The following is a 26,539-nucleotide window of genomic DNA, read 5'->3' on the forward strand; positions in this document are numbered from 1 at the left end:
GGTGGCCCCGGCGGCGCGTCCGGTCCGCCGGGTACTGATCGCCAGCACGATCGGCACCGCCATCGAGTGGTACGACTTCTATCTGTACGCGACGGCGTCCGCGCTGGTGTTCGGCCCGCTGTTCTTCCCGGGATCGTCGGCCGCAGGCGGGGTGCTCGCGTCGTTCGCCACCTACGCGGCCGGGTTCGTCGCGCGCCCGCTCGGCGGCCTGCTGTTCGGCCACTTCGGCGACCGGGTGGGCCGCAAGTCGATGATGGTGTGGACGCTGCTCGTCATGGGCGTGGCCACGTTCGGCGTCGGCCTGCTGCCCACCTACGACCAGGCCGGTGTCCTCGCGCCGGTCCTGCTGGTGACGTTGCGCGTCGCCCAGGGCATCGGCATCGGCGGCGAATGGGGAAGCGCGGTGCTGCTCAGCACCGAACACGGCCCGCCCGGCCGCCGGGGCTTTCTCAGCAGCTGGCCCGCGATGGGCTTCGCGGCGGCGTTGTTCGGCAGCAACCTGACCTTCGTGCTGATCTCCCGGCTGCCCGAGGAGGACTTCCTGACCTGGGGGTGGCGGCTGCCCTTCCTGGCGTCGAGCGTCCTGGTCGGCCTCGGGATCTGGGTCCGGCTGGGGGTCGAGGAGACACCGGAGTTCCTGCGTGGCCGGGCGGAACAGCGCGCCGCCCGGGTGCCGGTGCTCATGGTGCTGCGGCGATGGCCGCGCCGCGTGGTGGTCGGCGTTCTCGCCTCGCTCGGCACCGGGTCGGTGATCGCGATGTTCACCGTGTTCCTGGTGGCGCACGCGGCGAAGGCCGGGCCGGACGTGCGGTCGACCGTGCTGACCGGGCTGATGATCGCGGCCCTGGGGGAGTGCGTGACCCTGCCGTTGTTCGGCGCGCTCTCCGACCGGATCGGCCGCCGACGGGTCATGATCTTCGGCTACGCGGTCGCGGTGCTGGCGATGGTCCCGGCGGGCGCCTGGCTGTCCTCGGGTGATCCGACGCTGGTCGCCCTCGTGTTCATCCCCGCGCTGACCCTCGCGCACGGCGCGATCTACGGTGGCCTGGCAGCGTTCCTGGTGGACCTGTTCCCGACCATGGTGCGGTTCTCCGCGATCGCCGTGACCTACCAGGTGGGCGTCATGATCTCCAGCTTCTGGCCACTGGTCGCGGTCGCGGTCACCGGCGACTCGTCGGCGCTGCTTCCGGTGGTCGCGCTGTTCGCGCTGGTCGAGGCTGCGGCAGCGATCGCCGTGGCGTGCGCGCCGGGCTCACTGGGTGACGAGGACGCGGCTGGGGTGGGGGTCAGGGGCTGACGCGGGCCTGGCTGGGGTGGGTGGGGATCAGGGGCTGACGAGGCCTGGGCTGGGGCGGGGCTCGCGGGCTGGCGTGGACCTGGCTGGGGCGGGGCTCACGCGCTGGGGCGGTCCTGGCTGGGGCGGGATTCACTGGCTGTCGCGGGCCTCACGCGCTGGCGCGGACCTGGCTGGGGCCGGACTCACGCGCTGACGCGGTCCCGGCCGGTGCCCGACTCACGCGCTGACGCGAACCTCGCCACGGATCCGGTCCGCGAGCGCCGACCAGTCGGCCGCGTAGCCCATGGCGAGGTCGGCGACGACCGGTGACCAGCGCTGGGGGACGGCGGCGGCGAGGCGCTCCCACTGCGCGGCGTCCAGGGTGTTGGCGTCGAGCAGCCGCAGCAGCGCACGGCCGATCTCGGAGAACCGCAGCGACGGATCGGTGCGCAGGGAGAGCAGGAACCGGCCTCGTTCGGCACCGGGCGTGCCATGGGTGCTGCCATGGGTCCTCCTGCTATTGATGCTGCCGTTGGAGCTGCCGTAGCCACCGCCGGTTTTGTTACCGCCGCCGCTGATGTTGCCTCCGTAGTTGTCGCCGCCGCAGTTGTTGCCCGGCACGTCGTTCTCCGCTGCGTCGCGGCCTTCCGCGGTTCCCGTGTCGTTGTCCGCGCGGCTTCCGGCAGAAAGACGGTGCCGCCGCGGAACGGGATCCTCGCCGCGGCGCATTCTTTCCCGGACATCCCGGGCGGTGCCGACCGATATTCCGGCGATTCGGGCGATCGCCCGCAGTGAAAGTTCCGGATCCTTCGAGATCGCCCGGCTCGCCATCAGGCGCCCCTCGGAGGCGTCGAGTGGCCGCACTTTCCCGTCGCGGCCGAGGCGGGTGTTCAACCGGGTCATTTCCCCGGTTGCACTCTGCCGGATCGCGGCCACCGTCTTGGTCGACAACCCGGCTGTCGACGCGATCAGACGGTCCGACACATGCGGATGCGACGCGAGGATCCGGGAGGCGGCGGCGGTGCGGTCGGCCAGCGTCAGCGGCAGCCCCTGGGTCACATTGGCGCGCACGGCCAGCAGGAACGCGTCCTCCTCGGTGCCGTCGACGAACCGCACCCCGATGGTCGCGTCACCGCGCAACTTGGCCGCGCGCAGACGGTGCACGCCGTCGATGACCTGCATCGTCGGCCGGTGCACGAGGATCGGCGGGAGGTCGTCCAGGCACTGCGCGAGCGCGCTGACATGGTCGGGACGGGAGCCGGCGACCCGCACGAGCCGCGTCTCGGCCACCAGGTCGACCGGCACGGACGTCGGCGGCGCGTCCCTTGGTTCCGCACCCGGCGATGTCCCGAACCGCGTACCCGGCGATGTCCCGCTCATCCGAACTCCCAGCGTGTAACAGATCAGGTCTCGGGAAGCGGCTACAAGGTACTGGCCAGGTTGCGGCGCCGAACAGACCGGCGGGAAAGAATTTCCATGAGTAAGTTCTCATTTCCAGCAACAGGTTCTCATCATTGTCATTCACGGTCGGCGCATCGGGTGAGCGTCGAAGTAAGCAATTCCTGGACCGTGTTGACACCGATCCGCGTCATGGGACAGAGTTCCCCTCGTTTCCTCTTGTTTCCCCTCATAGATTTCCGTGGGCCCCGGAGTGTGAATCCGAAGTGGACACGCAATTGGACGCGCAATTCGACACGCAATTGGATACGGTGATCACCCTGCCGGCCGAGACGATGGTCGGCATGTTCCGGCGCCAGGTCGTCCGGGCCCCCGAGTCGATCGCGGTGGTCGCCGCCGACGGCACGCTCTCCTACGGTGCGCTCGACGCCCGCGCCGCCGCGGTGGCGGTCGGGCTGCGCGACCGCGGGGTCGGGCCGGACGACATCGTCGCCGTCGCGATCCCACGCGGCGCGGACATGGTGGTGGCCGTCGTCGCTGTGCTCGCCGCGGGAGCCGCGTACCTGCCGGTCGACACCGCCCAGCCGCCGGACCGGGTGGCCGCCGTGCTCGCCGACGCCCGTCCCGCACTGGTGCTGACGCCGGGGGAGCTGCGGGCGCTGGAGGCCGCCGGGGTGTCCGCCTGCGTGTCCGCCGGGATGTCCGCCGCCCCGGTGGCGGAACCCGATCCGGCGTGCGCCGCCTACGTCATCTACACCTCCGGCTCGACCGGAAGGCCCAAGGGCGTGGTTGTTCCCCATGCCGGGATCGCTCATCTCGTCGCCGCGCAACGCCAACGCTTCGGTGCCCGGCCGGGTGCCCGGGTGCTCCAGTACGCGTCGGTCGGCTTCGACGTGGCCGTCGCCGACCTGTGCATGGCACTGCTCACCGGGGCCACACTCGTTCTCGCGCCGCCCGGGGGCCTTCCGCCCGGCGAACCGTTCGCCCGGTTCATCGCCGAGCACGGGGTCACCCATGTGTGCATGCCGCCGAGCGCGCTCGCCGCCCAGCCGGAGCTGGCGCTGCCCTCGGTCACCTGCCTGATCGTCGCGGGGGAGGCGCTGGGCCCGGACCTCGTCGCCCGATGGTCCCCCGGCCGCCGGATGATCAACGCCTACGGCCCGACCGAGACGACCGCGTGCGCCACCATGAGCGCGCCGCTCACCGTCGGCCCCGTGGTGCCGATCGGAGCGGCGATCCCCGGCACCGAACTACGGGTGCTGGACGAGAAGTGTGCCCCGGTCGCCGAGGGCGAGTTGTACATCGGCGGCGCCGGGGTCGCGCGCGGCTATCTGGGCTGCCCCGGGCCGACCGCGCAGCGGTTCGTCGCCGACCCGTGGGGCCCGCCCGGGTCGCGCATGTTCCGCACCGGCGACCTGGTCCGCATGGAGCCGAACGGTGACCTGCTCTTCCTCGGCCGGGCCGACGACCAGGTGAAGATCCGAGGCCACCGGGTCGAACCGGCCGAGGTGGAGGCCGTGCTCGGCGCGCACCCGGCGGTGGCGCGGGCGGCGGTCGTCGCCCGCGCCGGGCCGCTCGGCGCCTATCTGGTCGGCTATGTGGTGCCGCGCGGGGCGCGCGTGCCGGACCTGCGCGCGCACCTCGCCGAACTGCTGCCGGCCCATCTCGTCCCGGACACGGTCGAGGTGGTCGGGGACTTCCCGCTGACCCCTAACGGAAAACTCGACCGGGCCGCGTTCGCCGAGCCGCCGCCCCGGGCGCCGGGATCGCTCGCCGACGACCTTGCCCGGTTGTTCGCCGAGGTCCTGTCGGTGGATCCGGTCGCGCCGGACGACGACTTCTTCGCCCTCGGTGGCACGTCGCTCATGGCCACCGCGCTGGTCAGCCGGATCCGGGTCGAGCTGGCCATGGACGCGTCCGTGATCACCGTGTTCGACGCCTCCACACCCGCCGGTCTCGCCAAGGCCCTGTCCACGAGGGAAGTGGTGGGGGCGGGGGCGGGGGCTTCGGTGGCCGATGTGGGTCAGGTGGGCCATGTGGGCCAGGTGGGTCAGGTGGGTCAGGTGGCCTCGGCGGGCTCGGTTGCCTCAGCGTCCTCAGCGGGCTCGGTTGCCTCAGCGCCCTCAGCGCCCTCAGCGCCCTCGGCGTCCCCGGCGCCCTCAGCCCCCTCAGCGCCCTCAGCACCCCCGTCACCCCCGTCACCCCCAATCAAGGCCCAGCCATGAACGTCGTAATCGTCGGGGCCGGTATGGCCGGAACCATGCTGGCGATCCGGCTGGCCCGCCGTGGCCACCGGGTGGACGTGGTGGAGCGGCGCGGCGACCCGCGCGGTACGAACGGCCCTGACGCCGCGTCGATCAGCGTCGGGCTGTCCGAACGCGGGCGGGCGGCGTTGCGCGACATCGGCCTCCTTGAGGAGGCCCTCGCCAAGGCGGTTCCCATGCGCGGGCGGATCGTCCACCACGGCGGCCGGGTCACGTACCAGCCCTATGGCGCGGACGACACCGAGGTGCTGCACTCGGTCCGTCGCCACGACCTCAACCTCACCCTGCTCGACGCCGCCGCGTCGGTCCCCCTGGTGCGGCTGTGGTTCGGGCACCGCGTCGTCGGCCTGACCGGTACCGAGGTGCGGACCCCGGCCCGGACGTTCCCGGCGGATCTCGTCGTGGGCGCGGACGGCGCCTACTCGACCGTGCGCGCGCACCTGCACCGCCGGGTGCGTGCCGAGTTCCACCAGACCCACCTGGACTGGGGCTACCGGGAGTTCACCATCCCGGCCCTCGACCGGCCGCAGGCGCTGCACGTATGGCCGGGCAGGCGGGGACTGGTGGTGGCCCACCCCAACCCGGACGGCACGCTGACCGGCACCGTGTTCCTGCCGTTCGACGGCGACACCGGCTTCTCGGCGCTGCGGGACCCGGCGCGGGCCGGGGCGTTCCTGGCCGAGGAGTTCGGCGACCTGAGCGATCGGGTGCCGGACCTGGTCACCCAGTTCCTCGCGCACGAGCCGGGCAGCCTGGTGTCGGTGCGCACCGCGCCCTGGCAGCACGACCGGATCGTTCTCGTCGGCGACGCCGCGCACGCCGTGTACCCGTTCTACGGCCAGGGGATGAACGCCGCGTTCGAGGACTGCGCGGTGCTCGACGCGTGTCTCGCCGAGCACGCGCACGCCCCGGGCGACGCGCTCGCCGCGTTCGAGGCCCGCCGCCGCCCGCACACCGATGTGCTCGCCGAACTGTCCGCGCGCAACTTCGTGGAACTGCGCGACCGGGTGCGCTCCCCGGTGTTCCTGGCCCGCAAGCGGATCGACTTCGCGCTCGGCCGCCTGGTACCGGGGTGGCGGACGCTGTACGCGATGATCAGCCACAGCGGCCTCCCGTACGGCGACGCGCTCGCCAGGGCCCGCCGCCAGGACCGCGCCCTGGGCGGACTCGCCGGGCTCGGCGCGGTCACGCTGCTGCTCGCCGCGGTACGGCGGAAGCGGGGCGGGAGATGCTGAGCCACCCGGCGGGCGACGTCACGCTGTTCGAGCCGGACCACCCCGATCTGCCCGCCGCCGCCCAGGTGGTGCTGGCGTGGGCGCGGTCCTACCTGTGCCGGCCGCACCCCGATCTGGGGCGGGGCGGCGATGTCTGCCCGTACACGGCCGTCGCGCTGGAACGGGGCGGGCTCTTCCTCGCCGTACACCCCGGACGGCCGGACCTGCGGGCGGTGATGACCGCCTACCGCGACTGGTTCCCCGACCTGCCGCCGCGTGAGGGGCCGCAGGCCCGATACCGGACGGTCCTGGTGGTGCTGCCGGACGTGACGCCCGCGGAGATCGACCGCACGCAGCGGGAGCTGAAGCCCGCCTTCGTGGAACGCGGCCTGATGATCGGTGAGTTCCACCCGGGACCGCCGTCCGCGCCCGGACTGTGGAACGCGGACTTCCGGCCGCTTCGCAGCCCGCTGCCACTGCTGGCGGTGCGGCACATGGTGGCCGCCGACGCGCCGTTCCTGCGGACGGACCCGGAGCAGCTGGCGGCGTACCGGCGCCGGTTCGGAGACCGGGGAGCGTACCGATGACGGTTCCGCTCCCGCCCGGGGCCCGACGCCTCTGGTTCCTCGAGGCGTTCGCCGATGGGGCACCCCTGCACAACAACCCGGCGGTGTTCCGGCTGACCGGCCCCGTGTCGGTGGACGCGCTCCAGCGCGCGGCGGACCGGGTACTGGCCCGGCACCCGGCGCTGCGCACCACCTTCGAGGAGATCGACGGCGAGCCGGTCGGCCGGGTGGGTCCGGCGGGCACCGCGGATGTCGTGACGCGGACGGTGCCCTACGCAGCCGCAGCCGCAGCCGGAGAGGGAGACGCGGAGGCCCAGGCGCAGGCAGACGCAGCGGCGGAGGCGTTCGCGGCGCAGGCCGCCCGGGAGCCGTTCGACCTGCGCACCGGGCCGCTGTTCCGGATCCGTCTGGGCCGGATCACCCCGACCGACCACATCCTGGTGATCAACACGCATCACGCGGTCGTCGACGGCACGTCACTGTCGGTGCTCTGCCGGGAGATCAGCGCCCTGTACGCCGACCCGGCCGCGCCGCTGCCGGACCCCGGAGCGTCGCCGGACCTCCTCGACCACGACCCGTCCCGCCGCGCGTCCGATCTGGACGGTGTGCCGGACCTGCTCACCCTGCCCACCGACCGGCCCCGCCCGAGGCTGCGCGCCTTCCGGGGAGAGCTGCGCCGCCACGCCGTCCCCGAGGGACTCACCGCACGGATCGACGCGCTGGCCCGTGCCACGCGCGCCACCCGGTTCGTCGTGCTGCACGCCGCGTACGCCGCCACGCTGGGGACGACGGCGGGTCAGGACGACGTGGTGGTCGCCACCTTGGTGTCCGGGCGGCCGGGGCCGGAGTCCGCCGATGCCGTCGGCATGTTCGTGAACCCGGTGCCGTTGCGGGTGGGGATCGGCGGCGATCCGACGTTCCGCGAACTGGTGGCCAGGGCCCGCCGCGCGGTCACGGAGGGCCTGGGCGGCGCGGCGGTCCCGTTCGACCGGATCGTCGAGGCGGTCGGCGCCTCCCGCGACCCGAGCCACGCGCCGCTGTGCCAGGCGCACCTCGTGATGCAGGACCCGCCCGAAGTGGAGTTCCCCCGCGTGCGGGCCGACCGGATGCCGCCGGACACCGGCACGGCCGATGTCGATCTCACCGTGATGGTGGAGTCCGGCGGTACGGAGCTGGCGTTGGTCACCGAGCACGACACGGCCCTGTTCGACGGTACGACCGTCGACGGTGTCGCCGGGCGGCTGCTGGCCCTGCTGGACCGCGCCTGCGCCGACCCCGATCGCCGGTTGTCGGCGTTGACGGCGCGGTCGTCGGCGCCGACCGCGTCGTCGGCCGGTGCTCCGGCGCCGTCGACCGTGCTGGAGCTGATCCGGTTCGACGCGGAGGGCCTCGCGGTGGGCGAGTTGTCCTACGCCGAGCTGGAGCGCCGTTCGGCGGCGCTGGCCTCGGTGCTGCGGGCGAAGGGCGCCGGGCCGGAGGCGTGGGTCGCGGTGGACCTGCCGCGCGGCCCCGACCTGGTGGTGGCCATCCTCGGGATCTGGCGGGCGGGCGCGGTGTACGTGCCGGTGGAACCGTCGTGGCCCGAGCCGCGGCGCCGGGCCGTCACCGGGGCCGCCCGTGCGGTGCTGACCGAGATCCCGGATCTGCCGGAGGAGTTCGAGCGCGTCGATCCCGGGATCGCACCCGAGTCACTGGCGTATGTGTTCCACACCTCGGGGTCGACCGGCCGCCCGAAGGCGGTGGGTGTGCCGCACCGCGCGGTGGCCGGGATGCTGGCCCGGTCGACGGCGCTGGTGGGGCTGGGCGCCGGGGACGTGGTGGCGGCCCTGATCTCCCCGGCGTTCGACATCTCGGTGTGGGAACTGGTGGGGCCGCTGACGGTGGGCGCCCGGGTGGTGCCGGTACCGCCGGAGATCGTGGTGGACGGTCCCGCGCTGGCGCGGCGTCTCATCGCCGAGGCGGTCACGGTCGTCCAGGTCACCCCGTCGGTGTGGGCGGTGCTGGTGGCGGCCGGGGGCGTGCCGGAGTGCGTGCGGGTCCGGGTGTCGATCGGGGAGACGCTGACGCCGGAGCTGGCCGGGGCGCTGGCCGGGGCGCTGGGCGGGGCGCTGGGCGGGGCGCGGGGTGGGGCGCGGGGTGGGGCGCTGGGCAAGGCGCGGGGCGGGTCTCTGGGCGGCGCGCTGGGCAAGGCGCCGGGCAACGCGCCGGGCGGGTCTCTGGGCGGGCCTCCCGCCAACGCCGAGCTGTGGAACGCGTACGGCCCGACCGAGACGACGATCTGGTCGACCGCCGAACGGGTGCGCCAGGGCCGCCGGTTCGGCATCGGCGGCCCGCTCGACGGCGTGGCCGTGTACCTGCTGAACACGGGCCTGCGACCGGTCGACGACGATGTGGTCGGCGAGGTGTACCTGGCCGGATTCCCGCTGGCGCGCGGCTACCTCGGGGCGCCCGGCCGGACCGCGACGAGGTTCGTCGCCGACCCGTTCTCGCCGGTCCCCGGCGCGCGCATGTACGCGACGGGCGACCTGGCGCGGCGTCGGTTGGACGGTGTCGTGGAGTTCGTCGGGCGGGTGGACGCGCAGCTCAAGGTGCGTGGTCACCGAGTGGAACCGGCCGAGGTGGAGGCGGCGCTGCGGGCGGTCCCGGCGGTCGCCGACGCCCGCGTGGCCGGTGACGGTGACCGCCTGGTGGCCTATGTGATCCCGGCTGCCGGTCGGCCCCGCCGGCAGGGGGTGCGGGAGCCCCGCTGGCCGGAGGTGCGGGAACGGCTGAGCCGTGTCCTTCCCGCCTATCTGGTGCCGTCGGCGATGGTGTCCGTGGCCGCGTTCCCCCTGACCAGCTCAGGAAAACTGAACGTACGCGCTCTGCCCCCACCGGCGGAGGATGGCGCCGCCGTCGCTGATCCCCACCCGGGTCCGGAGACCACGATCGCGGAGATCTTCGCCCGCCTGCTGGCCCGCCCGGTGCACCGCGACGACGATTTCTTCCTGTCCGGCGGCCATTCCCTGGCGGCGGTGAAGGCCGTCGCCGAGATCCGGGCGTCGGTCGGCGCGGAGGTGACGATCAGAACCCTGTTCGCCCACCCCACCGTCGCCGCCCTGGCCGCCGCGATCGACGCGGGCCAGGCTAATCCCGATACTCCGGAGGCCCCGGACAGCTCGGACATCCCGGGGTCGGTGCCCGCCCCACCCGGACGGCTGTCCGCCCCGCAGCACGGACTGTGGATCATCCACCAGACCGGCCAGGACGAGGGCGCCTACGTCGTGCACGCCGCGTTCCGGCTGGAGGGCGCGCTCGACGAGGCGGAGCTGCGCGCCAGGTTCGCCCACACCCTGGCCACCCATCCCGTCCTGCGATCGGCGATCGTCGTCCATGACGACGACACCCCGTGGCTGAGCGCGGCGCCCTACTCGGACGAGCTGTCGGCAAGGGCCTGGCGCACCACCGACCTGAGCGCTCACACGGACCCGTGGCCGGAGGCCGAACGCCTCGCCGCCCGGGACGCCGACCACCCCTTCGACCTGACCCGGCGCCCGCTGGTGCGGGCCCATCTGATCAAAGCCGCCCCCACGACCCATCTCCTGATGATCACCGCTCACCACATCATCTGCGACGACATATCGATGTCGGTCCTGCTGACGACGCTGTCCGGTGCCACGGATGTCCGGGGGCCAGGGGCTGTGCTCAGCACGAGGACCGGCGCACCGGGACTGCCGGTCCCCGCGCCGACGGCCGAGGGTCCACGGCGGCGAACCACCGAATTCTGGGCCGGGACACTCCGCGACACCCCGCCCGCCTCCGGCCCTGCGCCGGACCACCCGTACGGCACTGCCTTCACCCTCACGCCGGACGGACTGCCGCACGCGGAATCCGCCCCGGACCCGGCTCACCCCCACCCCCCGGGCGCTGCCCCCGGTGCCACCCACCGATTCACGGTCCCGGCCGACCTCGCCCGCCGCTTCGCCACCTGGTGCCGGGACGAGCGGGCCACCACCTTCGCCGGTCTCCTCACCGTCCTCGCCCTCGTCTCCTCCACCCGGGACGGTGGTGACGACCTCGTCGTCGGCGCCCCGGTCAGCACCCGCCCGGCCGGATGGGACGACGTGATCGGCATGTTCGTCACGACCCTCCCGCTCCGGCTGCGCACCAACCGTCGAGCCACCTCCCGCGACCTGCTCGCCGACGCCACCCGGTTGGTGGCCGACGCGATGGACCACGCCGACGTCTCCCTGACGGACATCCTCACCACGGTCCCCGCCCCACGGGAGCACCACCCCCTGTTCCGGACGATGTTGGTCCTCAACCGCGAGACGGCCCCCGTCACCTTCACCGGCCTGACCGCCACCCCGCTGCCGATCGACCGCGCCACCAGCCGTTTCGACCTCACCCTCCACCTCAGGGAACGCGAGGGCGACTGGCCCGCCCTCATCGACTACCGCACCGACCGCTACGAGGCCGACACGATCACCAGGATCGCCCACCAGGTGCTGGCGGTCATGGCGGCCGTGGCCCGCCACCCCGGTCTTCCACTGGCTCACCTGGACCTGCTGTCCCCGGCGGACAACGCCGTCCACACCGCCCTCGGCACCCGGCCCGATCCAGCCTCCCTCGGCACCCGGCCCGATCCGCCCGCCCCCGCCCCCCGGCCCGATCCAGCCTCCCCCGGCGTCCGGTCCGATCCGGCCGCCCCCGCCACCCAGCCCAATCCACCCTCCCCCGCCGGACCGAACACACCGTCCGCCGGCCCGGCCGCCCCCACCCGGCCGGTCGCCGCCACAACCGTGGTGGACCTGATCGCGGCCCGCACCGCCCGGACCCCTGACGCCATCGCCGTCCTCGACCTCGACCTCGCCACCACACCCCTCACCTACCGCGACCTGGACCGCAGATCCTCAGCCGTCGCACGCCACCTGTACGAGACCGGCGTCCGGAGCGAGGACCCGGTGGCGATCACCATCCCGTCCGGCGCGGACGCGATCATCGCGATCCTCGGTGTGCTCAGGGCGGGCGGATGCTTCGTCCCCATCGACCCCGCCCAGCCACCCGCCCGCCGACACGCCCTGATCACCGCCAGCGGTGCGCGGACCGTCCTGACCCGCGACGCCCTCCCCGCCACCGGCCACCACGAACCCACCCCCCTCCACCCGTCCCAGCTCGCCTACATCGTCCACACCTCCGGCTCCACCGGCGAACCCAAGGGCGTCGAAGTGCAGCACGACACCCTCCTCAACCTCACCACCGCGTTCATCGCCGAACACGCCCTCACCGCCGCGCACCGCCTGCTCATGGTCCCGCCCCCGCACTTCGACGCCGCGTTCGGCGACATCTTCCCGGTGCTCGCGGCCGGGGCCACCCTGGTCATCCACCCCGACCCGGGCGCCCTCACCGGACCGGACCTCCTCAACCTCTGCGTCGAGCACCGACTGTCCGCCGTGGACACGGCCGCCCCCCTCTGGCAGCGCTGGGTGGCCGAACTCGCCGGGGAACGCCTCCCGTTGGAGATGATGATGGTCGGCGGCGACATCGTCCCGGCCGCCACCGCCCGCGCATGGGCGAGGCACGGCATCCCCCTCCACAACCACTACGGCCCGACGGAAGCCACCGTCTGCGCGACCAGCCATCGCACCGTCGACGGCCGCGAGCACCCCATCCGGCTGCCGATCGGCCGCCCGCTGCCGAACGTCCGCGTCCACCTCCTCGACCGAGCCCTGCGCCGGGTGCCCGTCGGCGTGACCGGTGAGGTCTACATCGGCGGGACGGCACCCGCCCGGGGGTACCGGGCCCACCCGGCCGCGACCGCCGCCGCGTTCGTCGCCGACCCGTACGGCGCCCACCCCGGCGCCCGCATGTACCGGACCGGCGACCTCGCGAGGCTGAACCCGCAGGGCACGCTCGACTTCGTCGGCCGGGCCGACGACCAGGTCAAGATCCGCGGCAACCGGGTGGAGCCGGGGGAGGTGGCGGCCGTGCTCGCCGCGCACCCGGCCGTCGCGGAGGCGGTGGTGGTGGCCAGGGGCGACCGCCTCATCGGCTACGTCGGCGTCCCGACCCCGAGCCCACCCACCCGCAACGCACCCGACTCACGGGTCGCCGTCCCGGACGCTCCCGCCCTGCGCGCCTTCTGCGCCGACCGCCTGCCCGCGCATCTCGTGCCGGACACCGTGGTCGTCCTCGACGCCCTCCCCACCACCAGCACCGGTAAGGCCGACAACTCCGCTCTCCCCGAGCCGCCCACCACCCCCATCAACCCCACCGACATCACCCACCCCTCCGCCCCGGCGGACCCGCCCCGGACCGCCACCGAGCGGGCCGTCGCCGCCATCTGGGCCACCGTTCTCGACCGGTCCGACGTGGACCGCACCGCGGATTTCTTCGCCATCGGCGGGCACTCGCTCATCGCCGCCCATGTCCTCGCCGCCGTCCGCGACCGCCTCGGCGTCACGGTGCCGATGCGCACCCTGTTCACCGCCCCCACCGTGGCGGCGTTCGCGGCAGCCATCGATGCCGGTGCCCCGGCGGACCTGCCCACAGCCGACCGATTGCGCGCGGACGCCGTCCCGCCACCGGACGTCCATCCGCGCACGGTCCCGCCCCCCGAAGTCCGTCTCCGCACCGTCCCCCCACCCGAAGACCATCCCCGCACCCTCCCCTCATCCGATGCCCACCCCCGCACCCTCCCCCCACCCGACGCCCACCCCCGCACCCTCCCCCCACCCACCCTCCCCCCATCCGACCTCCCGCGCCGGATCCTGCTCACCGGTGCCACCGGCTTCCTCGGCCGCCACCTCCTCGATCAGCTTCTGGCCCGGACCGACGCCCGGATCCACTGCCTCGTCCGCCACCGCTCCATCGATCGGCTGCCGGTCACCGATCGCGTGATCCCGGTCCCCGGCGACCTGTCCGCCCCCGGCCTCGGTCTGTCCGCGGAGCATCACAGCACCCTCACCACCCTGGACGCGATCTACCACAACGCCGCCGTGCCCCACTTCGCCGCGCCCTACCATGCCCTCAAACCCGCCCACGTCGACGCCACCGCCGCGATCCTGCGCCTGGCCGCCGCCAGCGGGGCTCCGCTGCACCTGATCTCCACCCTCGGTGTCTTCCTCGGTGACGCCCACGACGGCCGCGTCATCACCGAGGCCGACGCTCCCACCGACCCGAGCGGCCTCACCAGCGGCTACGACCTCAGTAGATGGGTGGCCGACGCCATGGCCGCCGCCGCCCGCGAACGCGGCCTGCCCGTCTCGATCCACCGCATCGCGGCCATCGTCGGCGACACCGCCACCGGCGCCGCCGATCCGCGCTCCGCGTTCAGCCGCTGGCTCACCGGATGTCTCGCCGCGGGCGCCGTCCCGGACACCGCCGAGGTGCTGGACATGGTGCCCGTGGACATGGTGGCCGCCGCGATCGTCGCGCTCTCCCGGACCCCGGACCACCTCCGCCGGGACCACCACTACCACGGCGACGGCGGCCTCACCCGTACCGCCCTCGCCACCGCCCTCACCGCGGCCGGTCACCCGACCGAGGTGGTGCCGTACCACCGATGGCGGGAGCTGATGCTCGCCGATCCGGCCGGGCCGTTCGCCCCGCTCGCCTTCTCCCTGCCCGAACGCCCCCGCCCGCACCCGCGGTTCGACTGCTCCCGCACCTGGGCCGCCGCGGCCGGCGCGGGGGTGGGGTTCCCCCCGGCCGACGAGCGAATGCTGCGCAGGCACCTGGACTTCCTCACCAGCGTCGGCGCGCTTTCCGGAAATGGATGATCATGCCCTTGCCCGAAGAATCCCCCCATGCCCCGGCTCCGGCTCCGGTACTGGACCGGCTCGGCGCGGCCGGGTACCGGGCCATGATCGCCGGTCTCCGGCTCGGGGTGTTCACCGCACTGGAAGCCGGACCGCTGTCCGTCGAGGAGCTGGCCACCACGATCGGCGGTGACCGGACCGGGGTGCGCAGCCTGGTGAACGTCCTGGTGACCTTCGGCTATCTGCGGCACGACGAGGACGAGGACGAGGCCACGGTCACCACCGCCGCGCCGCCCGGCCCGGCGGACGTCGAACTGTTCTGGCACGAGGTCCTGTTCGACCACTGGGCCGACGTCGAGGACACCATCCGTACCGGCACGCCCCGCCGCGGCTTCTACAGCCGGCTGCGCGAGCGCCCCGCCACCGCTGCCCGCCTGCGCCGGATGTTCGCCGCCGCCGCAGCGGACCTGGCCGACGACCTCGCCGCCGCGCTGCCTCCCGCCGCGACCGTCCTGGACATCGGGGGCGGCCACGGCGACCACACCGTCGAACTGTGCCGCCGTCGCCCGGACGTGCGGGTCACCGTCCTCGACCTCCCCGAGACGATCACGGCCCTTCGCGCGGACGCCCCGCCGGACCGGGTGACGGCACGGGCGGGCGACTACCTCACCGACGACCTGGGTTCCGGGCACGACCTGGTGCTGCTGTTCAACGTGCTGCACGGCCACCGCCCCGAGGAATGCCGCGAACTGCTCCGGCGCGCGGCGAAATCACTGTCCCCCACGGGACACATCGCCGTCCTCGACCACGACCCGGAACCACCCCCCGGACTGGGCCCGGCCGCGGCCGGGTTCCTCAGGGTGTTCGATCTGACCCTGTGGCAGGGCCTCGGCGGCGGTGTGCACCGCCACGCCGACCTCGCGGCATGGCTGGGCGAGGCCGGGCTCACCGAGACGCGGGTCGTGCCGCTCGCCGCGTCCCCGCTGGAGAAGCTGCTGATCGCCGGCCGCCCGTCATGACCGCCGACCCGTACCCCGGCTACGCCTGGCTGCGCGAGCACGACCCGGTCTGCCCCGTCGCCGGCCCGCACCTCCCGGGCCGGATGTGGCTGGTGACCCGGTACGACGACGTCCGCGCCTGTCTGACGGACCGTCGCCTCGGCAGCGCCGCCCCGGTCAACCCCGACCCCCACCCGCCCGGCCTGTCCCACCTGGACGATCCCGGGCACGCCGGACTGCGCCGCCTCATCGCAGCGGCGTTCACCCCCGCCGCGGTGGCCCGCCTGCGCGACCGCACCGCCCGGACCTGCGCGCACGCCGTCGACTCCTTCGCCGGGCGGGGACGCGCGGACCTCGTCGCCGAGTACACCCGGGAGATCCCGGTCGCCGTCATGCACGACCTGCTCGGCATCCCGGAAGCCGAGCGCGCGCCCGCCGCCGACGTCCTCGACATGTGGTACCGCGCGAAGTTCCAGCAGCCGCGCGACGAGATGAAACTGGCCGAGGTGCTGGGGTACGTCCGGAAGCTGGTGGCCCACAAGCGATCGCACCCGGGGGACGACCTGCCGACCCGGCTGATCGCGTCGGGCGCGCTGACCGGGGACGAACTGGAGGTGATGGTCATGACGCTGATCGGCGCCGGTCACCTCACCACGATCCAGTTCCTCGGCACCACCATCCTGCGCCTGCTCGGAGACCCCGGCGGGCGAGCCGCCCTGCTCGGCGGCGACCTCGACTGGTCCCGGGCCATCAACGAACTGCTGCGCCTGGACTCCCCGTCGCACGTGGCGGAGTACCGGTACGCGGGCGAGGACATGACGATCGCGGACACCCGCGTGGGCGAGGGCGACGTGGTGCTGCTGTCGCTGGCGGCGGCGAACCGCGACCCGGACCGGTTCCCCGACCCCGCCGCCCTCGACCTCACCCGCGACGCCCGCCCGCACCTGGCGTTCGGCCACGGCGCGCACACCTGCCTGGGCAGCCATCTGGTGAAGCTGGAGACGGAGATCGCGATCACCACGCTCTTCGGCCGCCTGCCGGACCTGACCCTGGACATCCCGAACGACGAGGTCGACTGGGCCTACGCCCCGACGTTCCGCGGCCCCCGGGCCCTCCCGGTCACCTTCACCCCCGTGAGCCGCTCTGACGGCGGATGCGCACGGGCCGAATGATGCTCGGTGGCGCCGCCCGAGAGCAGTGGTGCGCCCCCTGGCGGTGCTCGATCGGCTCCAACCGGCGGAGGTGACTCTCAGGCCGTGGCGGGACCAGCCGCACCGTTTCCGGAGATGACTCTTCAGGTCGGTGTCGGGACCCACCCGCACCGTTGCCGGAGGTGACCCTTCAGGCCGGTGGCGGGACCAGCCGTACCGTGGTGGTCGCCGTGGAATCCGGGCTGGACGCGGTGCCACGCCGGGTCGCAGGGTGCGGGGAGGGTGCGGTGTTCGGCGGCCATGACGGCCTGGAGGGCGGTGTCATGGCGGGGGAGGAACCGGCCGGTGGCGGGATCGTGGGTGCGGCGGCGGCGCTCGGCTGTCCAGCGGTCTGCCCGGTCGCCGGGAACGGTTCGAGGGCGCCGACCCGATGGCCGTCGGGGAAGGAGGTCGGCACGTCGCGGTTCCCCGGGTCGGGTTCGAGGGTCCAGCTCCGGCTGTCGGTCTCTCCGGCGTCGCCGCTTCGGGCCGCGGGGGAGTGGGCCGGCGCACCCGGTTGGGGCGCGGGGCGGATCGGGTCGGCGGGGAGGGCGGGTTGCCCGGTGGACCGGAGGCCGAACATGTCCGTCTGGCTTGCGGGGACGTCCCCGCCGCGCTCCGCGACCACGGCGGCGGTCGGTGCCGGTGCCGGAAGGGCGGTGGGGGGCCGGTCCGTATCGGACTGTGCCCTCAAGGCGGCGGCCATCTCCCGGCGGTGCCGTTCGCGGACCTCCGCCAGCAGAGCGGAGAGCCGGCCGTTCTCGCCCCACAGCTCTTCGCGGTGGGTCTGGAGTTCGCCGAGGCGGGCGTTCAGACCGGTGTTCTCGCTTTGAGCGGCGACGAGTTCGGCGGCCGTACGGAGCTGCTGCTCCTGGAGGCGGGCGTTGTCGCCGGTCAGGGTCTCCAGACGGGCGTCCTGTGCCTCCTTCTCACCCTGGAGGCGGCCCTGGGCCGCGAGGAGCCGGTCGTGCCTGCCGGTGAGTTGGCTGAGCGCCCTCTCCTGCTCGCCGTGCCGGTCTCGTAACTGACGGTGGGATCCGGTGAGTTCATGGTGGGCGTCGCGCAACCGCAGATGGGTCTCGGCCAGCTCGTCGAGTGCGGCCCGGTCCGCCGCGGCACGCCGGTCTGCGGCGGCGGCCTCACCCAGGGCACAGGACGCCTCCAGCAGGGCCGACTGCTGCTCGGCGCGCGCCTGCTCGGCGGCGTGTTCGCTGCGGGCCGCCTCCTCCAGGGCCGCCTGGGCGTGCTGTACCGCCTCCGCGCGGCGGTCGTCGGCCTGGCGGACCCGGTCGTCGGCGGCGCTGTTGACCTCGCAGATATGGGCGGCGACCGCGGAGACGTCCGCGCCTGCCCGGTGACCCTGGTGGACGGCCTCCAGCGCCGCGAGGACCCGGGGCAGGAGGCTGGACAGTACCTGTTCCTCACGTGCGGCCCTGGCCACGGCCTGCTGGACGGGAACCGGCGCGAGCCGGGTGGCCTCCGTCTTCCCCAGCGCGGTGCGGGCCCGGTGGGCGATCTGCCGGTCGCGCGGGTTGTTGTGCTGCACGCAGTACTTGGTCGGCTTGACCGACTTGCCCCTCGGGCGGGGTGTGCGGGCGTTGGTGCAGTCGGGGAAGTCGCAGTCAGGGCCGCCGAATCCGGCCTCGGTCAGCTTCTTGGCCAGCCACTCGCCGCCAATGGCCGCCCGGCCGGACCGCCTGGTGTACGCGCTCATCGAGTCTCTCTCGTCTCACCCCGGAGGGCGCCGCTGTCACAGGGGAGTCAGTCTTCCGCGCCGGTCCGCGCGCCGCCGGGGGCCACGGTCCATCGCCCCCGCGTTCCGGACGGTAGATCATGGATCTTGAACATGCAATTCAACTCGAACACGATGACTTTGGACGGGTAACAAGCCGATGTGTAATTCATTTTGACCCGCGCGTGCGCCGGATCTCGATTCCGGATAAGCTCCTCGGCTCCGAATTCCGGCCGGGCGCGTTATTCAATAATCCGCCCACATGAATATTTCGGCGACTGCACACCATTCGGCGGAGTGGCCCGAGAGCGACGACGGACCATTCCCAGGCAGCGCACACCGCCCACCGCGCCCGCCGCGCCCACCGTCGGGCCGGACGAGGCCGACGGCGGTGGGCCCGGGGACGTCCCTCTACCGAGCCGAGGGGCAGTCGGCTCGTATCGCGTACGTCTCCGGTGACGGAAGTTCCGCGCGCGGTGCCGATGCCGACGACGTACCGATCGAGCCTGCCCGTCAACTCAATGCCCGGCCGGTCATCGCATCACGGGGTGTCCTCGGCGCGGCGGCGCTGCTTGTCGCGGTAGCGGCGGGCCTTCACGATGCTGCCGCAGCCGCGCATGCTGCACCAGCGGGCCGTGCGGTTGCGGGACTCGTCGTAGAACAGCCAGCGGCACTCGGGGTTGTCGCACGATTTCAGCCTTGTCCATGTCCCGGTGAGCACGGCCTCGTGCACGGCGGCGGCGAGGGTGGCGATCACGCCCCCGCTGCCCTCCCCGCGTGGCTGCAAAGAGGCGGTCATGGAGTCGTGCCCCACGGCGAGCCGGACGGACGCGGTGTGTGGTGCGGTGAGGTCGTTGAACGCGTCGACTGCCGCACGCGGCGGCTGTTCGCCCAGGGTGTTGGCCGCGGCCATCGCGCGCAGGGCATCGCGCAGCCGGTGCAGCGCCGACAGATCACGCGCGGTCATCGAACGGCCCTGGCCGCCCCACATGCCCTCGGCGATCAGCCACGCCGTGGCGGCCTCCAGATCCGGCAGGTCGTCACGGCCGTTGTACATGTCATGGGTGTCGACGAATCCACGGACCAGTTCCAGCGCGCCGGGCGCCGCGTTCCCGGGGTCGTTCATCGCGTCGAAGCCTCCTCGGCCGTCCGTCTCCCGTCACCATCGTTTTCTGCTTGACGGTGATGACCCATCCTCGTAACGTCACCATCGTACCCCTTTTAATGGTGACGAGCGAGGGTGTCGTCGCGTCCTTCGGCCGCGCGCGCCCGGAGGGGCGGTCCCCGATGACCCAAGGGAGCCACGAGACCCAGAAGACCCAGGAGGCTCACGAGGCCCAGTTGACTCACGAGACCCAGTTGACTCACGAGGCTCAGGAGGCGGGCGCGATCGGCAAGGCGGGTGCCGGTCCTGCCGCGGCACTGCTCACCCGACGCAAGCTCGGGCTGCTGGTGATCTGCGCCGCGCAGTTCCTGGTGGCCCTGGACCTGTCGATCGCCAACATCGCCATGCCGCAGATGACCGCCGAACTGGGCTTCGCGCCCCACTCGGCCGGTCTGGTCCTCTCCACCTTCGCGCTGGCCTTCGCCGCCATGCTGCTGCTGGGCGGCCGTATCGCCGATCTGTACGGCCGCAGAAGGGTCTTCGTCGCCAGTCTGCTGGTGCTCGGCGCTGCCTCGGTTCTGGCGGGCGCCGCGTGGAATCCGGCCGCGCTGCTCACCGGCCGCGTCCTCCAGGGGCTGGCCGCGGGCTTCATCGCCCCCTCCGCCCTGGGCCTGCTGACCGCGACCATCCCCGAGGGCCCGGCACGCGAACGCGCCCTGGGGATCTTCGGCGCGATCATGTCCGCGGGGTTCGTCAGCGGCATGGTCGGCGGCGGTGTCCTCACTGAGTTCCTGAACTGGCGCTGGACCATGTACATCAATGTGCCCGTGGTGATCGTGGCCGTGGCACTGGCCGTACGTTTCCTGCCGGAGAGCCGCGTCCAGGGCAACCGCCGGCTGGACATCCTGGGCTGCCTGCTGTCGGCGGGAGCCATGATCTGCCTCGTCCACGGGCTCGAAGAACTCGGCGCCGACACGGCGTGGACGTCCACGGCACTGATCTTCGCCCTCGGTGTGGGCCTGGTCCTGGCGTTCCTGAGGGTCGAGCGCCGGAGCCCCAACCCCGTCCTGCCGCTGTCGCTGTTCGGGATCCGGGCCGTGGGCGGGGCGAATGCCATCGGCCTGCTGATGGTCGCCGCCTACGGAGGCATGCTCCTCATCCTCACCCTGTACCTCCAGGAGGTGCTGGACCACGGCGCGTTGGCCACGGGGCTGGTGTTCGCGGTCTCCGGCGTCATCGGCATCGTCAACAGCATGCTCACCGGCAGGTATCTGCGCCGCCGGAGGCCGGACCAGTTGCTGCTGGTCGGCATCGCCATCGCGACGGTCGGCCTGGCGGCACTCGTCCTGCTGCCCGAGAGGAACGGACTGTGGCTGGTCATCATGGCCACCGCGGTCAACGCCTTCGGCCACATCATCGTCCTGGTGATCTCCAGTATCGCCGCGAACAACGGCGTGCCCGCGGACCACAAGGCAGTCGCCGGGGCCGTGATGAACACCGGCCAGCAACTGGGCATCGCCCTGGGTGTGGCCCTGATGACCTCATTGGCCGCCGAGGTCACCGCTGCCCAGCCGGACCCGGGCTCCGATGCGGCACTCGTCACCGGCTGGCGGTGGGCCATGGCACTGGCGGCCGTGCTGGCGCTGACGACCCTTCCGATCGCCCTGGCACTGCGCAAGCGACTGCGGGTGTGACCCCGCCTCCCCCGCTCCTCTCGACGGGGGTCTCGGTTTCGGACGTCACGACAGCAAGGAGGAGGTACCCGCATGACGGAACTCACCACGGCACCGCTCACCCCCGCGACCTGGCAGGACTTCGAGCGGGTCATGGGCTCGAATGGGGGCGCGCGGGGATGCTGGTGCATGCACTGGCGGCTCTCGTTCAAGGACTGGGAGGCCGGCGCGGGGGACGGCAACCGGCAGGCGCTGCGCGCACGCGCGGAACGGCAGCCACCGCCCGGACTGGTGTGCTACCTGGGGGACGAACCCGTCGGCTGGGTCGGGATCGGCGAACGCTCCGAGTATCCCCGCCTCCACCGCTCGTCGGTCACCAAGGCCCTCGACGACACCCCGGTGTGGGTCATCAACTGCCTCTACGTCCGGCGCGACCACCGCGATCGGCGGTTGCAGACGCGGATGATCGCCGCCGCGTGCGACTTCGCCGCCGAGCATGGGCAGCACACCGTCGAGGGCTTCCCCGTCGACCCCGCGCCGGGACAGATCGCGGGCGCGGACAACGCGATGACCGGTATCGCCTCGGCCTTCCGCGAGGCCGGGTTCACCGAAGTGGCGCGGCGCAAGAAGGACCGCCCGGCGATGCGGCGTACGACGTCACGGCCTGCGGGGTGAGCCGGCCGCCGACCGGGCGGGCGCACGCCGCCCTGCCTAGGAGAACCAGTACCAGGCACGACGGGGCGGGCTGGCGGAGACTGGGGGGATGGGACGTCAATCCATCACTCTCCGTGCCCAGGAGCTGGGCGAGTTTCTGCGTTCGCGGCGCGCGGCCCTGGATCCCGTCGCACAGGGCTTCCCCGACGACGGACGCAGACGCCGGGTGCCCGGCCTGCGCCGGGAGGAACTGGCGGAACGCGCGCACATCAGCCCCGACTATCTGATCCGGATCGAGCAGGGCAAGATGCCGCGCATCTCCCGCCCCGTCCTGGAGAGCCTGGCCGACGCCCTGCAACTGGCCTGGGACGAGCGTGCCTATCTGTTCGCCCTCGCGTACGGGTCCCGTCCGGCGGAGCGGCGGCCCGGCCGGGGCGGGGTGGAGGAGGTGGCACCGGGACTGCTCCGGCTGCTGGACGGGATGCGCGGCGTACCCGCGCTGGTCCTGAGCCGCCGTACGGATGTGCTGGCCTGGACACCGATGGCATCGGCGCTGCTCACCGACTTCTCCGCGCTCGATCCCGAGGAGCGCAATCTGATCCGCCTCACCTTCCTCGACGAGGACTTCCGCGCCCTGTACGCGGACTGGGCGCGGGCCGCCCGCAACTGCGTCGGCCTGCTGCGGCTGGAGACCGGCCTCAGCCCCGAGAACCACGCGATCAGAGCCCTCGTCGGGGAACTGAGCACCCGCGACCCCGACTTCCAAAGATGGTGGACCGGCCATCAGGTGTGGGGACCGCGGGAGCTGACCAAGACGTACCTGCACCCACTCGTGGGCGAGGTGACCGTGGATGTGCAGCAGTTCGAGGTGGAGACGCACCCCGGTCAGCAACTGGTCGCCTACACTGCCGCGCCCGGCACACCCGCCGAGGAGCAACTCGGCTTCCTGACGCGGTGGATCACCGGGCGGGACGACCCGCACCGGGATGCTCAGCACCGGGACGTTCAGCATCCGGACACGCAGCATCCGGACACTGTGCACCCGGGCCGACCGCACCCGGACCGTCCGCACCCAGGCCGTCCTTACGCGGACAGTCCGTACGCGGAGCGACTGGCGGCGAAGGGGCACCGTTCATGAGCCCCTGGAGCGACGACCGGCTCGCGCGGATCGCCGACGCGTGGGAGTTGAGGCTGACCGTCGTCCAGGACGGCGACAACCCGACGGGTTCGGTCCCGCTCGGCTTCGTGGTGGTCGAGGGGGGACTGTATGTGCGTGCCTACCGCAGCGGCAGATCCACCTGGTTTCGGCAGGCCAGAAGCATCCGCGAGGGCCGGATCGAGATCGAGGGCCGTCGCGCCCCCGTCACCATCGAGGCGCCCGATCCGGAACTCGCCGAACGGATCAGTGCCGCCTACGAGGCCAAGTATCCGGACGCCTCGGGGGTCGTGACCCCGGCCGCCGTGGCGGCGACCCTGAGGCTCGTGGCGCGCTGAGCGCAGCTCGCCGGGAGCGAGCGACGCAGTGGTGGGCCGGAGGAAGGCGGCCCATCGGAATCTCTCCTCTCTCCTCCAGGGACGAATATCCGACCCCGGTCCGAGAAACTCAACGGCCTTTTCCGAAAGAATCTCGCGGCAGCGGCAGCGGCAGCGGCAGCGGGCATCGCGGGATGAGGGCATCGCGGGATGAGAGGATGGAGGAATCGGCCCCCTGTCAATTCCTCGCGGTCATTCGATTCCAGAGACGAGCGAAAAATCCGCCCCGGGAATCGGCTGACCACGAGACGCGGGCGAAAGGCGTGGACGTCACCCCATTCACCGTCGCCCCGGCCTGCTGGAGCTGGGTCACGCCGCCGAGGAGGGATAGGGGAAGGCAAACGCTCTCGTCGGTGCGGGCCAGCAGCGAGGTGCGACAGGAATCCATGCGCGTGGGCCTCTCTTTCCCCTGGCTTGAGCGCCGTCCATTCGGAAAACCGCCGGCTTCCGCACTGCCGACACATTCCCATTCTCCCCGCTGTGGGAAGGGCATGCCAGCGATCTTCCTGGGCATCTTCCTGGGCGATCCAGTACCAGGCTGAATGGGCACCGGTTATGCGTACCGAAGCGAAGGGGATTTATTTCGGGTGCGGGACACGCCGGGAATCCAGAGAAATGTGGGCCGAAGAGCCGAGAGGGCCGGTTCCGGAGGCCGTGCGTTCGTCGCGGTGAAGGGCGGCGCGGTCGGCGGTACGGCCGCCGCCGCGGTACCGGTCCGGATGAGTCCGGCCGGTGGGGGAGCCGGGGGCGAGCTGCCGGACCCGGCGAGTGTCCCCGTCGCAGCCGACGGAACACGGTGACACCCACCCCTACGACACCCACCCCTACGACACCCATCGCCGACGGACGACCCAGCCCCACCCGGCCCTGACCAGCGACAACGGCCCGCATGCGGCTCCCGCTCGATTCCGGTGCTTGAATGGACCGTCGTTCCCGGTCCGGCAAGGAGAAGCACTGTGCCCCTGGTGTCTGTCGTGATGCCCGTGTACAACTCGGCAGCCACCCTCGGCGCAGCCGTCCGGTCCGTGCTGACCCAGACCCATGGCGATCTGGAGCTGCTGGTCACCGACGACCAGTCCTCCGATGGCTCCATGGACCTGCTGCGCGAGTTCGCCGCCCAGGACGAACGCGTCCTGCCGGAGCGGGCACCCGAACAGGGCGGCGCGGGCCGGGCCCGCAATCTGGCGATCGAGCGGGCCCGCGGGGACTACGTCGCCTTCCTCGACAGCGACGACATGTGGCTTCCGGAGAAGACCGAGAAGCAGCTCGCCTTCGCCGCCGAGGGCACCGCGCCTCTGACGTTCACCTCCTACTACAAGATGGCCGCCGACCATGACGGCGAGAGCGTCGACTGGGTCCCGAACGGCAGGGTGGTCCGTGCGCGGGAACATGTCGACTACCGCGCGATGCTGGTACGCGACTACATCGGTGCCCTGACCGCCATGTACGACCGCAACGCCCTGGGCACGCGGCTGATGCCGGAGATGCGCAAGCGCCAGGACTACGCCCTGTGGCTGTCGATCATGCGGGACGGCGCCGACGCCCGGGGCCTGGCCGAGCCGCTGGCGGTGTACCGGGCCCACCAGGCGGGGTCGCTGTCCTCCAACAAGCTGTCGCTCGTGCAGTACAACTGGGCCCTGTACCGCGAGCACGAGCACCTCTCGGTCCCGCGGGCGACGCGGGCGCTGACCGGCGCCGTGTGGCAGTCGCTGCGCAACTCGCGCATCTAGCTCCGCGCCCCGCTCCCTTTCCGTTATCCGGCGCCACGAGCCGCGGTCTCCACTACGGAAACCTCCGCCGACCGGATCGCGGTGCGGCGGAACCGGGAGTGGACAGGAGTGTTGTCACATGCATCGTGGCCGGAAGCCCATCCGCCGACGCGGGCACGCGCGAGGTGTACCGGGACGGCATCGTGTGCCGGGGCGGCGCTCACCGGGACGGGGCGCGGTGCTGGCCGCCGCGGTGTTCTTCACCTGCCTGGCCGTGGTGACCGGCCTGCTGATCAACCGTCAGCAGACGGGTGACGTCGTAGCGGGCCCGTCGTCGTCCACGCAGCAGCGTACGGCGCAGGCGGGCCCCTCGCCCGCCCCGAGCCCGACCTCGACGGCATCGCCCTCGCCGCGGACCGAGCCGCCGTCGCCCTCGGCCTCACCCAAGGCACGGAAGTCGGCCACCGCCGCCCCCTCGCCGTCCCGTACCGCCGAGCGGTCGGCTGACCCGGGTCCCGGCAGGCGGACCGTGACGCTGGTCAACCGGCTCGACGAGACGATCTGGCCCGCCGTCGCCGAGGACCCCGATCGTCCGGTGGGCGTGACGACCACGGGATGGGAACTGCCCCCTGGGGCCAGCGTGAGTTTCACCATCCCCGACCACTGGGAGGCCCGGGTGTGGGCGCGCGCCGGTTGCGCCTTCGACGCCGACGGCGACGGCGGCTGTCTGTCCGGGGACTGCGGCGCGTTCGAATGCGGACGGACCTGGGGGGAATTCCCCTCCACCCTGGGCGAGTTCAACCTGAACGCCTGGAACGGCATGGACTTCTACAACGTGAGCCTGGTCGAGGGCAACAACCTGCCGATGTGGATCAACAGCACCGGCGGTTCCACCCCCGACAAGATCGACGCGAACGGATGCTCCGAGCTGGGCTGCACGCGGGACGCCAACGCAACATGCCCCGACGAACTGCAACGCGTCCGGGACGGCCGTGTGGTGGCCTGTCTGAGCGCCTGCCTGGTGTACGACACGGACCAGACCTGCTGTACGGGTGAGTACGCCGAACGGTCCAAGTGCGTCCCCTCGTCGTGGCCGGTCGACTCCGCGGCCGTGTTCGAGAAGGCCGAACCCTTCGCCTACTCCTACGTCAACGACGACGAGACGGGTGTGCTCACCTGCTCGGGAGACTGCGACTACCGCATCACCTGGGGTGTGAGTACATGAACCGCACGGCTGCCCCTGACCGCCGTGGGTGGTGGTCGGGGGCAGCCGTGCGTGGGGGTGTGCGGCCGGGCGAGCCTTGCGTGGGGTGTGCCGTGTGACCTGTGCGTGGGTGGTGGTGTGACGGGTGGGCGGGTGGCCCTGGAGTGGTGATGGCGGGCAGGCGCGCGGGTGGCCGTGGAGTGGTGATGGCGGGCAGGCGCGCGGGTGGCCGTGGAGCGGTGACGGCGGGCAGCCGCGCGGGCGGTGGCGGCTGCCCGCGTGCG

At 72.7% G+C, this 26,539-nt stretch carries 17 protein-coding genes; 13 read left to right on the forward strand and 4 right to left on the reverse strand.

The features are described 5' to 3' along the window. The first annotated feature begins 1 nt into the window (after nucleotide 1). Entirely contained in the window at nucleotides 2-1,297 is a 1,296-nt protein-coding gene (locus ABZX40_RS07310; RefSeq protein ID WP_355731487.1) for an MFS transporter, read from the forward strand. 216 nt (nucleotides 1,298-1,513) lie between these two features. On the opposite strand, the gene ABZX40_RS07315 is transcribed toward ABZX40_RS07310, so the two are convergent. Further along, nucleotides 1,514-2,656 (reverse strand): ParB/RepB/Spo0J family partition protein, encoded by a 1,143-nt coding sequence (locus tag ABZX40_RS07315; RefSeq protein ID WP_355730926.1) that lies wholly within the window; start codon nucleotides 2,654-2,656, stop codon nucleotides 1,514-1,516. A gap of 353 nt (nucleotides 2,657-3,009) precedes the next feature. On the opposite strand from ABZX40_RS07315, the gene ABZX40_RS07320 reads away from it, so the two are divergent. Genes ABZX40_RS07320 through ABZX40_RS07345 form a run of 6 tightly spaced genes read left to right on the forward strand, consistent with a single transcriptional unit; the run spans nucleotide 3,010 to nucleotide 16,627 of the window. Beyond that, entirely contained in the window at nucleotides 3,010-4,899 is a 1,890-nt protein-coding gene (locus ABZX40_RS07320; RefSeq protein WP_355731489.1) for a non-ribosomal peptide synthetase, read from the forward strand. Continuing rightward, the gene (locus tag ABZX40_RS07325; RefSeq protein ID WP_355730928.1) at nucleotides 4,896-6,173 is read left to right on the forward strand and encodes an NAD(P)/FAD-dependent oxidoreductase; all 1,278 of its coding nucleotides are present in this window, start codon (nucleotides 4,896-4,898) and stop codon (nucleotides 6,171-6,173) included. The genes ABZX40_RS07320 and ABZX40_RS07325 overlap by 4 nt, the downstream gene beginning before the upstream one ends. Next, nucleotides 6,167-6,739, forward strand: a complete 573-nt coding sequence (locus tag ABZX40_RS07330; protein ID WP_355730929.1) for a DUF6875 domain-containing protein — start codon at nucleotides 6,167-6,169, stop codon at nucleotides 6,737-6,739. Before ABZX40_RS07325 ends, ABZX40_RS07330 begins: the two co-directional genes overlap by 7 nt. Next, entirely contained in the window at nucleotides 6,736-14,478 is a 7,743-nt protein-coding gene (locus ABZX40_RS07335; protein WP_355730931.1) for an amino acid adenylation domain-containing protein, read from the forward strand. Before ABZX40_RS07330 ends, ABZX40_RS07335 begins: the two co-directional genes overlap by 4 nt. 2 nt (nucleotides 14,479-14,480) lie before the next feature. Continuing rightward, nucleotides 14,481-15,476, forward strand: coding sequence for a class I SAM-dependent methyltransferase (locus ABZX40_RS07340; protein WP_355730932.1), 996 nt, complete (start codon nucleotides 14,481-14,483; stop codon nucleotides 15,474-15,476). Next, nucleotides 15,473-16,627, forward strand: coding sequence for a cytochrome P450 (locus ABZX40_RS07345; RefSeq protein WP_355730934.1), 1,155 nt, complete (start codon nucleotides 15,473-15,475; stop codon nucleotides 16,625-16,627). Before ABZX40_RS07340 ends, ABZX40_RS07345 begins: the two co-directional genes overlap by 4 nt. Before the next feature lie 169 nt (nucleotides 16,628-16,796). Here ABZX40_RS07345 and ABZX40_RS07350 read toward each other — a convergent pair whose 3' ends face one another. Continuing rightward, entirely contained in the window at nucleotides 16,797-18,359 is a 1,563-nt protein-coding gene (locus tag ABZX40_RS07350) for a hypothetical protein (protein ID WP_355730936.1), read from the reverse strand. Nucleotides 18,360-18,918: 559 nt separating this feature from the next. Then, nucleotides 18,919-19,503, reverse strand: coding sequence for a CGNR zinc finger domain-containing protein (locus ABZX40_RS07355; RefSeq protein ID WP_355730938.1), 585 nt, complete (start codon nucleotides 19,501-19,503; stop codon nucleotides 18,919-18,921). A 161-nt stretch (nucleotides 19,504-19,664) separates the two neighbouring features. On the opposite strand from ABZX40_RS07355, the gene ABZX40_RS07360 reads away from it, so the two are divergent. From ABZX40_RS07360 to ABZX40_RS07380, 5 genes are all read left to right on the forward strand, one after another. After that, nucleotides 19,665-21,176 (forward strand): MFS transporter, encoded by a 1,512-nt coding sequence (locus tag ABZX40_RS07360; protein WP_355730940.1) that lies wholly within the window; start codon nucleotides 19,665-19,667, stop codon nucleotides 21,174-21,176. A 72-nt stretch (nucleotides 21,177-21,248) separates the two neighbouring features. Then, nucleotides 21,249-21,830, forward strand: a complete 582-nt coding sequence (locus tag ABZX40_RS07365) for a GNAT family N-acetyltransferase (protein WP_355730941.1) — start codon at nucleotides 21,249-21,251, stop codon at nucleotides 21,828-21,830. A gap of 88 nt (nucleotides 21,831-21,918) precedes the next feature. Then, nucleotides 21,919-22,947 carry a helix-turn-helix domain-containing protein gene (locus ABZX40_RS07370; RefSeq protein ID WP_355730942.1) on the forward strand — a complete coding sequence of 343 codons (1,029 nt, stop codon included), beginning with the start codon at nucleotides 21,919-21,921 and terminating at the stop codon, nucleotides 22,945-22,947. After that, a complete protein-coding gene (locus ABZX40_RS07375; RefSeq protein ID WP_355730943.1) occupies nucleotides 22,944-23,303 on the forward strand; it encodes a DUF2255 family protein in 360 nt (119 codons plus the stop codon). The genes ABZX40_RS07370 and ABZX40_RS07375 overlap by 4 nt, the downstream gene beginning before the upstream one ends. Before the next feature lie 995 nt (nucleotides 23,304-24,298). Beyond that, nucleotides 24,299-25,072 carry a glycosyltransferase family 2 protein gene (locus ABZX40_RS07380; protein ID WP_355730944.1) on the forward strand — a complete coding sequence of 258 codons (774 nt, stop codon included), beginning with the start codon at nucleotides 24,299-24,301 and terminating at the stop codon, nucleotides 25,070-25,072. A gap of 279 nt (nucleotides 25,073-25,351) precedes the next feature. Here ABZX40_RS07380 and ABZX40_RS07385 read toward each other — a convergent pair whose 3' ends face one another. After that, nucleotides 25,352-25,594, reverse strand: a complete 243-nt coding sequence (locus ABZX40_RS07385) for a hypothetical protein (RefSeq protein ID WP_355730946.1) — start codon at nucleotides 25,592-25,594, stop codon at nucleotides 25,352-25,354. On the opposite strand from ABZX40_RS07385, the gene ABZX40_RS07390 reads away from it, so the two are divergent. Then, nucleotides 25,581-26,276: a thaumatin family protein gene (locus ABZX40_RS07390; protein WP_355730948.1), complete on the forward strand. Its 696-nt coding sequence runs from the start codon at nucleotides 25,581-25,583 to the stop codon at nucleotides 26,274-26,276. The two genes, ABZX40_RS07385 and ABZX40_RS07390, sit on opposite strands and share 14 nt — an antisense overlap. Nucleotides 26,277-26,539: the final 263 nt, after the last annotated feature.

This window comes from Streptomyces sp. NPDC004610 (assembly GCF_040609715.1).
Lineage (GTDB): Bacteria > Actinomycetota > Actinomycetes > Streptomycetales > Streptomycetaceae > Streptomyces.

What these genes read in the sequence shown, in the direction of transcription:
- ABZX40_RS07375 (WP_355730943.1), top strand. Translation starts at nt 22,944, where the DNA reads ATGAGCCCCTGGAGCGACGACCGGCTCGCGCGGATCGCCGACGCGTGG.
- ABZX40_RS07340 (WP_355730932.1), top strand. Translation starts at nt 14,481, where the DNA reads ATGCCCTTGCCCGAAGAATCCCCCCATGCCCCGGCTCCGGCTCCGGTA.
- ABZX40_RS07345 (WP_355730934.1), top strand. Translation starts at nt 15,473, where the DNA reads ATGACCGCCGACCCGTACCCCGGCTACGCCTGGCTGCGCGAGCACGAC.
- ABZX40_RS07335 (WP_355730931.1), top strand. Translation starts at nt 6,736, where the DNA reads ATGACGGTTCCGCTCCCGCCCGGGGCCCGACGCCTCTGGTTCCTCGAG.
- ABZX40_RS07370 (WP_355730942.1), top strand. Translation starts at nt 21,919, where the DNA reads ATGGGACGTCAATCCATCACTCTCCGTGCCCAGGAGCTGGGCGAGTTT.
- ABZX40_RS07325 (WP_355730928.1), top strand. Translation starts at nt 4,896, where the DNA reads ATGAACGTCGTAATCGTCGGGGCCGGTATGGCCGGAACCATGCTGGCG.
- ABZX40_RS07330 (WP_355730929.1), top strand. Translation starts at nt 6,167, where the DNA reads ATGCTGAGCCACCCGGCGGGCGACGTCACGCTGTTCGAGCCGGACCAC.
- ABZX40_RS07350 (WP_355730936.1), bottom strand. Translation starts at nt 18,359, where the DNA reads ATGAGCGCGTACACCAGGCGGTCCGGCCGGGCGGCCATTGGCGGCGAG.
- ABZX40_RS07355 (WP_355730938.1), bottom strand. Translation starts at nt 19,503, where the DNA reads ATGAACGACCCCGGGAACGCGGCGCCCGGCGCGCTGGAACTGGTCCGT.
- ABZX40_RS07315 (WP_355730926.1), bottom strand. Translation starts at nt 2,656, where the DNA reads ATGAGCGGGACATCGCCGGGTACGCGGTTCGGGACATCGCCGGGTGCG.
- ABZX40_RS07360 (WP_355730940.1), top strand. Translation starts at nt 19,665, where the DNA reads ATGACCCAAGGGAGCCACGAGACCCAGAAGACCCAGGAGGCTCACGAG.
- ABZX40_RS07365 (WP_355730941.1), top strand. Translation starts at nt 21,249, where the DNA reads ATGACGGAACTCACCACGGCACCGCTCACCCCCGCGACCTGGCAGGAC.
- ABZX40_RS07320 (WP_355731489.1), top strand. Translation starts at nt 3,010, where the DNA reads ATGGTCGGCATGTTCCGGCGCCAGGTCGTCCGGGCCCCCGAGTCGATC.